The organism is Exiguobacterium sp. TNDT2, from assembly GCF_003331145.1.
Classification (GTDB): Bacteria; Bacillota; Bacilli; order Exiguobacteriales; family Exiguobacteriaceae; genus Exiguobacterium.
Genome location: NZ_QLVE01000014.1, coordinates 82,071 through 95,264, shown reverse-complemented (window position 1 = coordinate 95,264; position 13,194 = coordinate 82,071). Strand labels below are relative to the sequence as shown.

Sequence of the window (13,194 nt, the reverse complement as noted above, 5' to 3'; positions counted from 1 at the left end):
CCCGCGGGACGTCTTTTGCTTATTGCTCGGTCGATTCTTCGGCCGGTGCTTCTTCTGAACCTTCTTCTGACGCTTTGATCGCGTCTTTCACGGCGTCGAATTGTGTTGATGCTTTTGCATCTTTCACGTCGACGTTATATTTCTCAATCAATTCAGCGTAAATCTTGTTCGCGTCGACAGAAGCCGCTTTTTCAGTTGCCAATTCTTCACGGATGCGATCTTTCTCGTCTTCGAGTTTGAGATTTTTTTCTTTACGGTCCATGACTTTAATGACGTGGAAACCGTATTGTGATTGGATTGGCTCCGATACTTTGCCGACCACGTCTTCTTGGAACGCGTAGTTTTCAAACTCTGGAACCATGGCACCAAGAGAGAAGTAACCGAGGTCGCCACCTTTTTCGCCAGAACCTGTGTCTGTCGATTTTTCTTTCGCGACGTCTGCGAAGTCAGCGCCATCGTTCAATTCTTTGATGATCGCTTGGGCTTCTTCCTCTGTGTCGACGAGGATATGGCTCGCTTTGACTTCGACGTTCTCTTTCGCGAATTGCGCCTCGATGTCTTCATCCGTCACTTCGACGAGTTCAGACTTCGCTGCATCGACGAGCATTTGTCCGCGGAGTGCTTCTTTGAACTCATCTGTATCTGTCATTCCGGCTTGTTGAATCGCTTGTTCAAATTCTTCTTTCGAGTTGAACTGCTCTTCAGTCTTGCTGAATTCTTCGTCGACTTTGTCTTGTTCGACTTTGTCACCGTATTCTTTTTCAAGTAACTCGTTCATCGTTTCTTGGAAAGCGAGTTGTGGGACCATGCGCTCATAGCTCATGTCCGCGATTTCGCCGCGTGTCACTTCGCCGCCTTCAAAAGAAACAACTGCCGAGTTGTCAGAAGATCCTGCGCTCGTTGCCGCATATGTGCCGCCGACACCGATGAGAAGGGCGATCGCTGATGCGCCGACGAGGGCGCCTGTCGAAAACTTTCTGTTTTGTTTGTTCGGTTCATTCGTCATTCCGTTTGACATACATTCCACCCCTAAAAATCTATAAGTTTCTAAATCCGACTATACCACATTTTGTTAATGATAACAGCTGTTCTCTTGCCTGTGTAGTATCATAGCACAGAAACGTATCGTATAATGATGAAAGAGAATGTGAAATGATGGGGTGGAGAACGTGTCGTTAGAAGAGAAAATCAATCAATTATCATTCCAGATGGAGCTGTTGCTCGACGCGATCGATTGGTCAAATCGTCCGTTCGAGCATGAAGTTATAAAAGCCAACCTGACAAAACAAGAAGTCGAAGCATTCTTCTTGCTCCTTGACGAAATCCGTGAACGACAAAACGAGCAAACACGCTACGGTCTGTCTTCCGTAGAGCCCTTGCTCGTTCATTTTGTTGGAATGCTTCATCCAAAATTAAATGCCGAGACGATTCTCGAGGCGTGTGTGCGCCAAGGGATGGCCACAGACGTCACAGAACCATTGTATCGGCAAGTCAAGCTTCTTTACTGAGCTCGTCATCTTCAGGACGACGTCCGGCTTCTTCAGTGATCATTTTCGACGTTTCTGCGAAGATGTCCATAAAGTTATCCCCGTAGAGACGGCGAACGATGGCCGTAATATCTGTTAAGTCTGGGAATTTCCCGTACAATTCTTGAAGCGGAAGCGACGCTCGGAAGACGCCATTCTCTTCCGGGTCGAAAGCATGAATCGTTTCAAGCAAGAGTGCCTCACCTTCAGGCGTCAATTGTACATACGTATTTCGTTTGTCCGTCTCTTTTTTCGAAAACGTGAGCAAACCACGGTCTTCGAGTTTTTTCGAGAAATTAAATGCCGTCGACACGTGCATGACCCCATATTTGGCAATCTCCGAAATCGAGGCACCCCCGAGGGCGTGAGCAATCCATAAAATATGATGCTCGTTTATATTTAAATCGAACGGTTTGATCCAATTCTGCCAGTCTTTCTCGACCGTCTTCCACAATGCCTTACTAAGCTGAATGATTTTATGACTATAGAGCATGGCCTCAGGGCCAGTAAATTCTTTTTCATGTTCCATGTCGATCCATCCTTTCCGGATACAATGTGACTAACGCGACGGGCGATGAGGACGGACCGGTCAGTCAGTCTTTTCCGTTTTCGGTTCGGTCATATCTGACTGTATGTTCGAAAGCTCGTTTACATTTTCTTGAATCCGTTCAATCGAAGGCTGAATGTCTTGTTGATAACGCTCGACTTCGGCCTTCACTTGATCCGTTAATTCTTTTCCTTGTAGTTTACCGGCCGCCGCTACATGAGACGCATCCTTAGAAACTTTTTGGAATTGTTCTTTCAACGTAGTGATTGTAGACGCCCGATGTTGATTGGCTGCGGCGTCATTGGACGTCCCACGAACGATTTTTTTAAAGGTTGCAGCTCCTAAAAACGCTAGGACGAAGCCAAAAGCAACCCAGTCTCGACGATTATGACTCGACAATACATTCCCCTCCTCAAGCACACTGATGTTACAATACATTCTTTTCATATTATTTTACCAAAAAAGAGTGATTAAAAACCTATATCTTAAATAAAATTTTTCAGAACATTCAATTTTGACCGAAAAATCATTTTATTTTACACTATGGGTAAAGGAAGGTGACCTCCAGTGAATATGCAGAAGCGTTGGGTTGATGACATGTTAGACCTGTATAACGCGGCGAAGCGACTCGGAGATGACCCTTGGGCATTGACAATAATAAAAGCACTCGAGGCGGGATATGAAGCGTCAGAACAGAACGAGCAGACGCGAAAACAAACATTGCTCGATAAGCGACTCGATGAAATAGACGCCCGTCTAAATTTATTAAGAAAAGAATTCGAACAAGCGGCATCTGTCAAATCGCGACAACAGTTATATGAGCAAGCAATTAAATTGCAAGTCGAACGGGCTCAAATCGTAGAGGAGCGGAAACGTCACCTCGATTCAATCAATTCGTCGTAAAGACGCAAAAAAAATGGACCGGTCGCTCTATGAAGCGGCGGTCCATTTTTTTGTTAAAACTTCGCTTTAATCCCGGCAGCGATTGTCTGCATATCTTCAGTGGAGTAATCGTCTTGGTGCGTCTCCCATTTCGCGTCAAACCCGTCTGTCTTGCCATAACGCGGCAACAAATGCATATGGAAATGGTAGACTGTTTGTCCGGCAATCGCCTCGGCATTCGATAGGATGTTCATGCCGATCGCGCCCGTCTCACGCTGAATGGCATTGGTGATGGCGGGAACGGCTTGGAAGACGTCGCGGGCGACATCGGCCGGCAATTCATAAATATTTCGAACGTGATGCTTAGGGATGATGAGCGTATGGCCTTTCGTGACTTGCGAGATATCGAGGAACGCGACGACAGCATCGTCCTCGTACACCTTATGCGAAGGGATTTCGTTGTTGATGATTTTACAGAAAATACAGTTGGCTTCTGTGTGCATGTGAACTCCTCCATTCATAATGACTGTTCCACTTCATCATAACACGGAAATTCAGGCGGAAGAATGATTGTCCGGACAGCCGATTCGTCCTACACTAGACACAATAGCAATTAAGAGAGGAAGATAACGGATGGCGTATGTACGATCGAAGAAATCGGTCCGGCGGAGGCGAATTTATTATATACTCCTTGCCATAATCGTGCTCGGACTGGTCGGCGGGGCCGTCTATCGCTGGGGATATCAACCGGCGGCCACCAATGACAAAATCCACGTCCGGTTCAAAGAGGCACTCTTGAACGAAGACGTCAGCTTTTTCCAGGAGAACGTCGAGTATGCGACCGAACCGCTGACACGTGCTGAGGCGCTCGGGTTCATGGGCTGGTTAAATGAAGAGAAGACGATGCGGGGCGAGGCGATCTCGGAAGTAGCGCAAGACCGTGCTGACCGGACGCAAGGCATGAAGACGGAAGGGTTGTTCCGACTCGTCGATACGGGAGCAGGACGATTTGGTTTCTCCGACTATCGGATTGAACTGTTGCCGAAAACGCTCGTTGTGACATCGGACGTGCCGTTAACGAACGTTTGGGTGGATGGTGCACAAGTCGGACGAATTGAGGAAGCGGGCGGTAACATGTCACTCGAACGTATGCCAGGTCGTTATGACGTCAAAGCCGTCGCCGTCATCGATGGGTCGACGGTGACCGAGACTGAAGTCGTGACGCTGATTGAAGACGAGGATTTGGCGTTTGGCATGTTGCCGGAACAGGATGAGACAATCGCCGGACAGTTCGACCTTGATCGGGCCGAGTTGATCGAGGTGGAAGTTGAGGCTCAGACCGGTCACTCGATCGGGACGATCGAGGCGCTGATGAACGAACGAGACCAAACCGTCATCGACGAGATCGGTGAACCGGCGGAGCGAGGAGACGTCTGGCGCTATGATGGGATGGAGCTCCGATTTGTCGACGGACGCGTCAAGCGCATCGACATCGATTTACAGAAGCGGCCGGACGATCTCCTTGCGCTTCTAGGTGAGCCGAACGAGCGGATTGAAACAGATGTCGGTGTCGAATGGCGTTACGATCGGACGTTGCTCGAGTCGATTTTCACGTTTCTTCGCCTAGAGAGTGAGAAACAGTTCATCGAGCGTGATGAGGCCATCTATCTCATGTTGACATGACAAAAAAACGGGACCCTCGCCGAGGGTCCCGTTTTCGTGAGCTATAGATTAACGCTTGCGGTTCATTGACTTCATGATGAACGATACGATGAAGATCAAGATGATCGCACCGAGAAGTGCTGGGATAATCGCGATGTCGCCGATTGATGGTCCGAAGTCTCCAAAGATGAGGCCACCGAGCCAAGCACCGATGATACCGGCAATGATGTTTCCGATGACGCCGCCTGGTACATCCTTACCTAAAATAAGACCTGCTAACCAACCGATGATACCCCCGACAATTAAAGTGATAATCCAACCCATAAAAACATTCTCCTTTCCGTTTTGTCCATTGTTCTCACTAGCAATTTTATGGAACAATGGAAGTATTGAATAAGTTTTAAAATGCCTTACAGTTCAGATTATTCCCATGTGACAGCTTTTAAAACATATATCACAAAAAAAAGTTGAAAATGAGGGGTGGAGTTTTCATGTTGCACGTCGACCATTTGAACGGCGGTTATATAGGTAAACAAGTGTTACACGATGTTTCGTTTGAAGTGAAAAAAGGTGAGCTCGTCGGGCTGATAGGGCTAAACGGAGCAGGAAAGTCGACGACGATTAAACATATTCTAGGATTGCTTGAGCCGATATCGGGTTTAGTCGAAATCGATAGTCTCACACTCGACTCGTCAGAAAACAACTATCGCAAGAAAATAAGTTATATACCCGAGACCCCTATCCTTTATGATACGTTGACGTTGCGTGAACATTTGACCTTGATTGGGAAAGCGTATGACATCGACGCGGCCGACTTAAAAATCCGGACCGATCGATTGGCCCGAGATATGCGCATGGAAAAGCAATTGGACTGGTTCCCGTCCGTTTTTTCAAAAGGGATGCGACAAAAAGCGATGATCCTCTGTGCACTCGTGACGAAGTCGCCGCTCCTCATCGTCGATGAACCGTTCGTCGGGCTCGATCCGCTCGCGATTCGCCAATTGCTGCGATTGTTTGATGAGTATAAGGAAGATTGCGCCATCTTGATGTCGACCCACATCTTGGAGACGGCGGAACGTCACTGCGACCGCTTCGTCTTCTTGCACCAAGGATCGGTCATCGCGACCGGGACGGCCGCGCAGTTGCGCGAGACATATGGTCTGCGCCCGGACGCCACGCTTGATGACATTTATGTCGAGGCGATCGAAGCCGAGGAGCGGAAACAATGAACGTGTTCAAACAGCGATTTGGCGTCTGGGTGGAGGACGTCGTGAAATACAGCCGCTACGTGGCGAACGGCGGTTTGTTGTTCACACTTTACTTCACGCTCATTTACGGAGCGTTCGTTTACAACCAGTTCTTGACGGACTTGAATCCGGCATTTCCGAGCGAATGGATTGTGGCGCTCCTCTGGTTGCTGTTGCCGCTCGGCCATCGTCCCCGCACGTTGATCCAAGAGGCGGACCAAGTCTTCTTATTGCCGCGACTCGGCGAGATGCAAGCATACATGACCGGCATTCGCCTGTTCAATATTGTCTTCGCCGCCGTCCGCGCCGTCCTCATCATGCTCGTCGTGTTGCCGTTGCTCGTCCGGACGCAAGCGCTCACCTCGGTCGAAGTCGGGGCCATCATCGCGACGAGTGTCCTAATCTCGGTGGCGGGGCGGCTCGCCAAGTTGGAAGGGGTCAAATACGTCGTCTTGCCGAGCGCGCTCGCGAGCGGCTTCCTCATGCTGTTCGGTGTGCCGTTGTGGACGCCTGTGCCGGCACTCGTCCCGTTCGTCCTGCTCCACGTCCGACGGAACCGGCGCATCCCGCTTCTCGGGTGGCTCACGCTCGAAGAAAAGAGCAAAGCCCAGTTCAACCGGGTCGTCAGTTGGTTTGTCGATGTGCCGGCGATGCGGGAAGACGTGCGGGAGCGGTCGTTCATCGTGAGCCTGCTCGAGCGCTCGGTCTTGAAACGGGCCGATGCCGCCCGATACGTCTATGGTCTCCGGGTCATGCGCTCGAACGATTCGCTCGACCTCGTGTTGCGTCTTTCCGCTGTCGCGCTCGTCGTCATGTGGCTCTCGGGCGGATGGTACGTCGGGTTGGTCGTCCCGCTTTTTGTCGGATTGACGGCGCTCCAGCTCGTGCCATTATTTAAACGGCTCGACACGGTGTCGATGGCGTCGTGGTTGCCAATCACACGTACCGAGCGGCTCGTCGCCTATAAATGGTGGGCGACGCGGCTGTTGTTCGCGCAAATGCTCTCCCTCGGCGTTGCCTCACTCTTGTTTGGGGCGACGTGGGACGCGCTCGTCGGTCTCGCGCTCGCATACTTGGTCGTCCGTTATTATTTGAACCGATTGACATGAAACAGGGACACCCCACTGGGTGTCCCTGACTGTTGTCGTTATTTCTTTGGTGACATGACCGATACGCTCGACCCGAGTATTTTCGGGAGGCGCGCTGGTGTCTCTGCTTCTGGCTCGACTTCGCCATATGCGGATACACCGTGTTCGGCGATATCGAGGCCAATGTCTTCTTGCTCTTCCGTGACACGAAGACCGATCGTGACGTCGAGCAGTTTCAAGAAGGCGTAGCTACCGCCACCGGCGATGACCATCGCGATCAAGACGCCGAGTGCTTGCACACCGAGTTGAGTCAAGCCGCCGCCGTAGAAGAGGCCAGCCGAACCGATGCCTGTGATCTCAACCAAGCGAGGCGAGGCGAAGAACCCGAGCGCGAGCGTCCCGATGATCCCGGCGACCCCGTGCACCGAGAAGGCACAGAGCGGGTCATCGACGTATCTCGCCATGAGGACACTTGTCCCATACGTGGCGATTGAAGCGACGGCGCCGATGACGACGGCGGCCCAAGGTTCGACGAAGGCACAGGCAGCAGTGATCGCGACGAGCGCCCCGAGCACACCGTTGACAATCGTCGGGATGTCGGCTGTTTTCTTGTGCATCATGACGATGGCGAGAGCACCGAGGGCACCGGCAGCCGTGGCGAGCATCGTAGTCAATGCGACGTAACCGAAGAATCCGTCCGCGACCGACATCGTCGACCCGGCATTGAAGCCGAACCAGCAGAGCCAGAGCACGAGTCCACCGACGACCGTCAAGACATGGTTGTGACCGGCGAGTGATTCCGTCTTCCGACGTGGTTTCAAGATGATGGTGGCCATGAGGGCGGCCATTCCGCCTTGAAGGTGGACGACAGCCGAACCGGCGAAGTCTTGCATCCCCATCGATCCGAGAAGTCCACCGGCCCATACGGAGCGAGCGACGATCGGATAGAGGATGGCGACGAAGAAGATACCGAACAAGACGTACGCGGAAAGTTTGGCCCGCTCTGCGAAACCGCCCCAGGCGATGGCGAGTGCGACAGCGACGAATGACAACTGGAACAAGAATTTGACGTCGATCGAGACGTTGGCCCAATCGAGGCTCGTGAACGATCCGTTCATGAAGAATCCTTCCGTCCCGAACCAGCGGGTCCCGTCCCCGAAGGAGAGGCCGAAACCGACGGCCCAAAAGGCGAGTGCCGCCACAGAGAGGCTGATGATTTGTTTGACTGCGACGTGCCCGGCGTTTTTCGCACGGAGCGTCCCCGTCTCAAGCAAGCCAAAACCAAGTTGCATCGTCAAGACGAGTAAGGCGGCGATGAGTACGAACAGCGTGTCCATATAATATAAAATGTCTTCCATGTTGCGATTCCTCCTTTTTAGCGGTTGATGATTCAAAAGTTGGTTTCAGTGTAAGACGAAAATTTCGACATGGATTGCAATTTGTCAGATTATCTGACATAGTTTTTTTAGAGAGGAGGAAGACGAGCGATGGACTATAAGTCGAAGAAAGTGATTGGGATGGGCGTCATCACTGAACTGACAGGACTTTCGGAGCGACAAGTCCGCTATTATGAGTCAAAAGGGCTCGTCTTTCCAGAACGGACAAAAGGTGGGTCACGTAAATATTCTTTCCATGATGTGGAACGATTGATTGATGTGGCCTCGAAGCTTGAAGACGGCTGGCGGATTCAAGACATCAAAGAGCGCGAGAAACGTCTGTCATCGAAGCAGCGTGACGATTTGATTCGAGGTCAGCTCAACTCGGCCTTCCGTACGTATCCGACAAAGAAATGACACAAAGAAAACATAATGAAAATGCTTCACATTAGCATTATTCTAATTAATTTCTGTATAATGTTTTTGAGTTCACATACCTATAGAAGAAGAGTGTAGGAGAATTATAGAGGGGAATGACGCGACGTATGAACGATACTATTTTGAAGGCGTTTAAAGGAGAGGCGACAGACTATGTGCCCGTCTGGTACATGCGCCAAGCCGGACGCTACCAACCAGAATATCGTGAGATCAAAAAAACGAGGACACTATTCGAGATCACGCATGATGCCGAGCTGTGTGCCTACGTGACAGAGCTCCCGGTGAAACAACTAGGAGTCGACGCGGCCATTCTGTATAAAGATATTATGACGCCACTCCCGTCGATGGGTGTCGATGTGGAAATCAAGAGCGGCATCGGTCCGGTCATCGACAATCCGTACCGGACGATGGAAGACGTGGAACGCTTAAAACCGCTCAACACGGACGACATCTCGTACGTGTTCGAGACGATCCGTTTGCTTCGGGAACGCCTTGAAGTCCCGCTCATCGGGTTTTCGGGTGCACCGTTCACACTCGCGAGTTATATGATCGAGGGCGGCCCATCGAAGAGTTACCACCGGACAAAAGCACTCATGTACGCCGAGCCGGACGTGTGGAACGCGCTCATGGAGAAACTGGGCGACATGGTCATCACATATGCGACAGCGCAGGCGGAGGCCGGCATTCAAGCGTTCCAATTGTTCGACTCATGGGTCGGGACGCTCAGCCGTAAGGATTATGTCCGTTACATTAAACCGACGACAGAACGGATCTTCACCGAGTTGCGCAAGCTCGACATCCCGCTCATCATGCACGGTGTCGGAGCGAGCCATCTCGTCGAAGAGTGGCAAGATCAGCCGCTCGACGTCGTCGGACTCGACTGGCGCTTATCGGTTCAAGAGGCGCGCGACCGCGGCATCACGAAAGCGGTCCAAGGAAACTTGGATCCCTCATTCTTGTTGGCCCCGTGGCCGGTCATCGAAGCGAAAGTGAAAGAAATCCTCGACGAGGGGATGAAGCAACCAGGATACGTCTTCAACTTGGGACATGGGGTGTTCCCGGAAGTCGATCCGTCCGTTCTCGTCAAATTGACAGCATTTATCCATGATTACTCACGTGAAAAAATGGGAGGCACATCATTATGAAAACCGTCGGATTACTCGTAATGGCTTATGGGACACCGTACAAACCTGAAGATATCGAGCGTTACTACACACACATCCGCTATGGCCGTAAACCATCACCGGAAGCACTCCAAGACTTGACGGAGCGCTATGAGGCCATCGGTGGCGTATCGCCGCTCGCAAAGATTACCATCGACCAAGCAGAGACGCTTCGTGACATCTTGAACGAGCGCCACGCCGGTGAGATCGACTTCAAACTCTACATCGGGCTCAAGCACATCGAACCGTTCGTAGAAGATGCGGTCGCGCAAATGGCGAACGACGGCATTAAAGAAGCGGTGTCGGTCGTATTGGCTCCGCACTACTCGTCATACAGCGTCAAGTCGTACAACGGGCGGGCGCATGAAGAAGCCGCGAAATACGGCATTGAGATCCGTTCGGTCGAATCGTGGTACGATGAGCCGAAATTCATCAACTGGTGGGCAGAAGCGATCAAAGCGACGTTTGCGAACTTGCCGGTACCGGCCGAGAAGGCTTGCTTGATCGTCTCGGCGCACAGTCTTCCAGAGAAGATTTTGGCAGGCGGCGACCCGTATCCAGATCAATTGAAAGAGACGGCTGACAAAATCGCCCAAGCAGCGGGCGTACCGAACTATGAGGTCGGTTGGCAGTCGGAAGGCAACACGCCTGACCCGTGGATTGGACCGGACGTCCAAGATTTGACGGCTGAACTTTATGAAAAGCATGGCTATGAGGCGTTCGTCTACACGCCGGTCGGATTCGTCGCGGATCATCTCGAGGTGCTCTTCGATAACGACGTGGAATGTAAAGTCGTTTGTGACCGCCTCGGCGTTCACTACGCGCGCCCGAACATGCCAAACGCGGAGCGTAGCTTCATTGAAGCCATCGCCGATCGCATGGAAAGCGTGATTGTGCATCATGCGTAATGTAACGATTGTCGGTGGTGGGATCACAGGTCTCACCGCCGCTTTTTATGCCGAGCGTTATTTACCGGAGGACGTGACGATCAAGCTCGTCGAAGCGAGCGGGCGGTTAGGCGGGAAAATCGATACGTTTGAGACGGGAGAATTCGCGGTCGAGCGTGGTCCTGACTCGTACGTGTTCCGGAAGACGGCAATGACCGACTTGATTCACGACGTCGGACTCGGCGATGAGATCGTCCGGAACGGTGTGGGTCAAGCGTACGTCTTGCATCATGACGGATTGCATCCGATCCCGAAGCAGACGGTCATGGGCATCCCGCTCGACGTCGATGTGTTTAAGGATACGACACTCTTGTCCGAGGAAGAACACGCCACGCTGCGGGCCATGCTGTTGTCGCCCCCGGACGTCGAAGCCCCGAAGACGGACGTCTCGCTCGGGCTTTATTTACGCGAGCGCGTCGGGGACCCGATCGTCGACCGGTTGATCGAACCGCTTCTTTCCGGGATTTATGCGGGAGATATCGATCAGATGAGTGCGTTGTCGACGTTCCCTCAATTTATCGAAGGCGAGAAGAAATACGGGAACTTGTATGAGGGAATGCGTCACCTTCGTCCTGAGCAGCGGGTCGCTGAAGTCGGGGCCAAGAAAGTCGGACAGTTCGCTTCACTCAAACGAGGGTTGAAGTCGCTCACCGATCGTCTTGCCGAGCGGCTAGTGCGCACCGAGATCGTCTTGAACTGTTCGGTCGAACAAGTCGAGGAGATTGAGGGCGGATATCGTCTGCTAACGAATCGAGGCGATATCGAGTCCGATCACCTCATCTTGACGGTCCCGCCCCGGCTCATCCGTCAGTTCTTACCAAAAGTTGATAGTAATTTTCTTGCGGATATGAAGCCACACGCGACGGCGACGTGTTCGCTCGTGTTCAAAGAAGACGATATCGAGCTACCGTTCGTTGGGACGGGCTTCGTTACGAGCCAGGAGGCGGATGTGACGATTACGGCGTGTACGTTCATCGACCAGAAATGGCCGCACGCCGTGCCGGAAGGGTATCACGTCCTGCGCGTCTTTCTCGGACGTCCGGGTGCCGATGACATCGTCGATGCGTCCGATGAGGAGATTGTCGCGACGGCGTTACGTGACCTCGGCGGCTTGATGACGATTAAAGCATCGCCGATCGAGACGGTCGTCAGCCGGCTCCGGGACGGGTTACCGCCCTACGCCGTCTTCCATTCCGATCGGGTCCGCGCACTGCGTGCCGAGATGGGCCGCGTCTATCCGGGCATTCTGCTCGCAGGCATCGCCTATGACGGAATCGGCATGCCAGACTGTATCAAGAGTGTCCATGAACAGATCAAGGCGCTCGCGGAAGAAGATTAAAGATTCGTGAAGGGAGGTGTCGGATTATTCCGATGGTCTCTCTTTTTGGTATAGTTATAAGCGAAACAGAAAAAGAGGAGTGGATGTTGATGACAACGTACAAATTGTTCGTATCCGATATGGACGGCACGATCTTGCACAACCACACGAAAATTGCGCCCGAGACGGCGGAAATCGTCCGTGCGGCAGAAGCACAAGGGATTCGCTTTGCGATTGCGACGGGACGCAATTACTTCAATGCGAAAGAAATCCTTGACGAAGTTGGTCTCACGTGTCCGATCGTCTCTTCGAATGGCGGCCGCGTACTGACGGAAACGGGTGACGTGTTGCATGAAATCGATTTGACGACGGAAGAAGCGCTAGAGGTCGTTTCGGTGTTGCATCAAGACCACAAATATTCAGACGTCTTTTATGAAATGTATTCAGAGGCGGGCCTCGTCGCAAGCCGACTCGATTTGATTGAGGCAACGATGGAGAACTTGAAACAAAACGGTGATGAGCGGTCGCTCGAGATGTATGAGTTCTTCCGCAAACGTTATTATGTCAATGAAGACGTCCGTCTCGTCGAAGACATCGAGGACTTCATTAAGAACGAGGCCGGACGCGTGTATAAATTCATCGCCTTCTCGAGCCATTTCGAGAAGATGTCGTCACTGTGGACGGAAATCGATGAGCGCGTGGAAGGCGTGTACGTTACGTCTTCAGGCAACGATAACATCGAGGTCATGGCGAACGGGGCCGACAAAGGGCACGGCGTCAAGAAATTGGCCGAGCATTTCGGTGTCGATTTGTCAGAAGTCGTCGTCATCGGCGACAACTTGAACGATATTCCGATGTTTGAAGTCGCCGGCAAAGCCATCGCGATGGGCAATAGTCACGAAGACTTGATTGCCATCAGCCACCACGTCACCGAGCGTCACGACGAATATGGTGTCGCGAACGCATTGAAACGCGTCATGACAGGGGAATGGAAGTAAAC

The 13,194-nt window shown here is 52.0% G+C and carries 16 protein-coding genes; 10 read left to right on the top strand and 6 right to left on the bottom strand.

From position 1 onward, the window contains the following. Positions 1 to 19: 19 nt before the first annotated feature. Entirely contained in the window at positions 20 to 1,018 is a 999-nt protein-coding gene (locus tag DPV68_RS08995) for a peptidylprolyl isomerase (protein WP_114166422.1), read from the bottom strand. Between the two features lie 151 nt (positions 1,019 to 1,169). Between DPV68_RS08995 and DPV68_RS08990 the strand changes: the two genes are divergently transcribed. Then, positions 1,170 to 1,508, top strand: a complete 339-nt coding sequence (locus tag DPV68_RS08990) for a DUF1878 family protein (RefSeq protein WP_232819576.1) — start codon at positions 1,170 to 1,172, stop codon at positions 1,506 to 1,508. Here the strand turns inward: DPV68_RS08990 and DPV68_RS08985 are convergent. Further along, positions 1,492 to 2,055 (bottom strand): HTH-type transcriptional regulator Hpr, encoded by a 564-nt coding sequence (locus DPV68_RS08985; RefSeq protein WP_114166420.1) that lies wholly within the window; start codon positions 2,053 to 2,055, stop codon positions 1,492 to 1,494. The two genes, DPV68_RS08990 and DPV68_RS08985, sit on opposite strands and share 17 nt — an antisense overlap. 60 nt (positions 2,056 to 2,115) lie before the next feature. Continuing rightward, entirely contained in the window at positions 2,116 to 2,472 is a 357-nt protein-coding gene (locus DPV68_RS08980; protein WP_232819575.1) for a hypothetical protein, read from the bottom strand. A gap of 174 nt (positions 2,473 to 2,646) precedes the next feature. Between DPV68_RS08980 and DPV68_RS08975 the strand changes: the two genes are divergently transcribed. Next, positions 2,647 to 2,976, top strand: a complete 330-nt coding sequence (locus tag DPV68_RS08975) for a hypothetical protein (RefSeq protein WP_232819574.1) — start codon at positions 2,647 to 2,649, stop codon at positions 2,974 to 2,976. 53 nt (positions 2,977 to 3,029) lie between these two features. Here DPV68_RS08975 and DPV68_RS08970 read toward each other — a convergent pair whose 3' ends face one another. Then, the gene (locus DPV68_RS08970; RefSeq protein ID WP_114166418.1) at positions 3,030 to 3,458 is read right to left on the bottom strand and encodes an HIT family protein; all 429 of its coding nucleotides are present in this window, start codon (positions 3,456 to 3,458) and stop codon (positions 3,030 to 3,032) included. A gap of 130 nt (positions 3,459 to 3,588) precedes the next feature. Between DPV68_RS08970 and DPV68_RS08965 the strand changes: the two genes are divergently transcribed. Beyond that, positions 3,589 to 4,638: a hypothetical protein gene (locus tag DPV68_RS08965; protein WP_114166417.1), complete on the top strand. Its 1,050-nt coding sequence runs from the start codon at positions 3,589 to 3,591 to the stop codon at positions 4,636 to 4,638. Positions 4,639 to 4,686: 48 nt separating this feature from the next. Here the strand turns inward: DPV68_RS08965 and DPV68_RS08960 are convergent, their stop codons facing one another. Next, on the bottom strand, positions 4,687 to 4,941 hold the full coding sequence (locus DPV68_RS08960) for a GlsB/YeaQ/YmgE family stress response membrane protein (RefSeq protein WP_114166416.1): 255 nt from the start codon (positions 4,939 to 4,941) through the stop codon (positions 4,687 to 4,689). A gap of 167 nt (positions 4,942 to 5,108) precedes the next feature. Between DPV68_RS08960 and DPV68_RS08955 the strand changes: the two genes are divergently transcribed. Both DPV68_RS08955 and DPV68_RS08950 read left to right on the top strand, forming a co-directional pair. After that, positions 5,109 to 5,846: an ABC transporter ATP-binding protein gene (locus tag DPV68_RS08955; RefSeq protein WP_114166415.1), complete on the top strand. Its 738-nt coding sequence runs from the start codon at positions 5,109 to 5,111 to the stop codon at positions 5,844 to 5,846. Beyond that, positions 5,843 to 6,973 carry an ABC transporter permease gene (locus DPV68_RS08950; protein ID WP_114166414.1) on the top strand — a complete coding sequence of 377 codons (1,131 nt, stop codon included), beginning with the start codon at positions 5,843 to 5,845 and terminating at the stop codon, positions 6,971 to 6,973. The genes DPV68_RS08955 and DPV68_RS08950 overlap by 4 nt, the downstream gene beginning before the upstream one ends. 38 nt (positions 6,974 to 7,011) lie before the next feature. Here the strand turns inward: DPV68_RS08950 and DPV68_RS08945 are convergent, their stop codons facing one another. Then, positions 7,012 to 8,310, bottom strand: a complete 1,299-nt coding sequence (locus DPV68_RS08945) for an ammonium transporter (protein ID WP_114166413.1) — start codon at positions 8,308 to 8,310, stop codon at positions 7,012 to 7,014. 129 nt (positions 8,311 to 8,439) lie between these two features. Between DPV68_RS08945 and DPV68_RS08940 the strand changes: the two genes are divergently transcribed. From DPV68_RS08940 to DPV68_RS08920, 5 genes are all read left to right on the top strand, one after another. Next, on the top strand, positions 8,440 to 8,745 hold the full coding sequence (locus DPV68_RS08940; RefSeq protein ID WP_114166412.1) for a MerR family transcriptional regulator: 306 nt from the start codon (positions 8,440 to 8,442) through the stop codon (positions 8,743 to 8,745). Between the two features lie 116 nt (positions 8,746 to 8,861). Further along, a complete protein-coding gene (hemE, locus tag DPV68_RS08935; protein WP_114166411.1) occupies positions 8,862 to 9,911 on the top strand; it encodes a uroporphyrinogen decarboxylase in 1,050 nt (349 codons plus the stop codon). Further along, entirely contained in the window at positions 9,908 to 10,837 is a 930-nt protein-coding gene (gene hemH, locus DPV68_RS08930) for a ferrochelatase (RefSeq protein ID WP_034776539.1), read from the top strand. The genes hemE and hemH overlap by 4 nt, the downstream gene beginning before the upstream one ends. Next, entirely contained in the window at positions 10,830 to 12,215 is a 1,386-nt protein-coding gene (gene hemG, locus DPV68_RS08925; protein ID WP_114166410.1) for a protoporphyrinogen oxidase, read from the top strand. Before hemH ends, hemG begins: the two co-directional genes overlap by 8 nt. Positions 12,216 to 12,304: 89 nt before the next feature. After that, positions 12,305 to 13,192 (top strand): Cof-type HAD-IIB family hydrolase, encoded by an 888-nt coding sequence (locus tag DPV68_RS08920; protein WP_232819573.1) that lies wholly within the window; start codon positions 12,305 to 12,307, stop codon positions 13,190 to 13,192. Positions 13,193 to 13,194 lie beyond the last annotated feature (2 nt).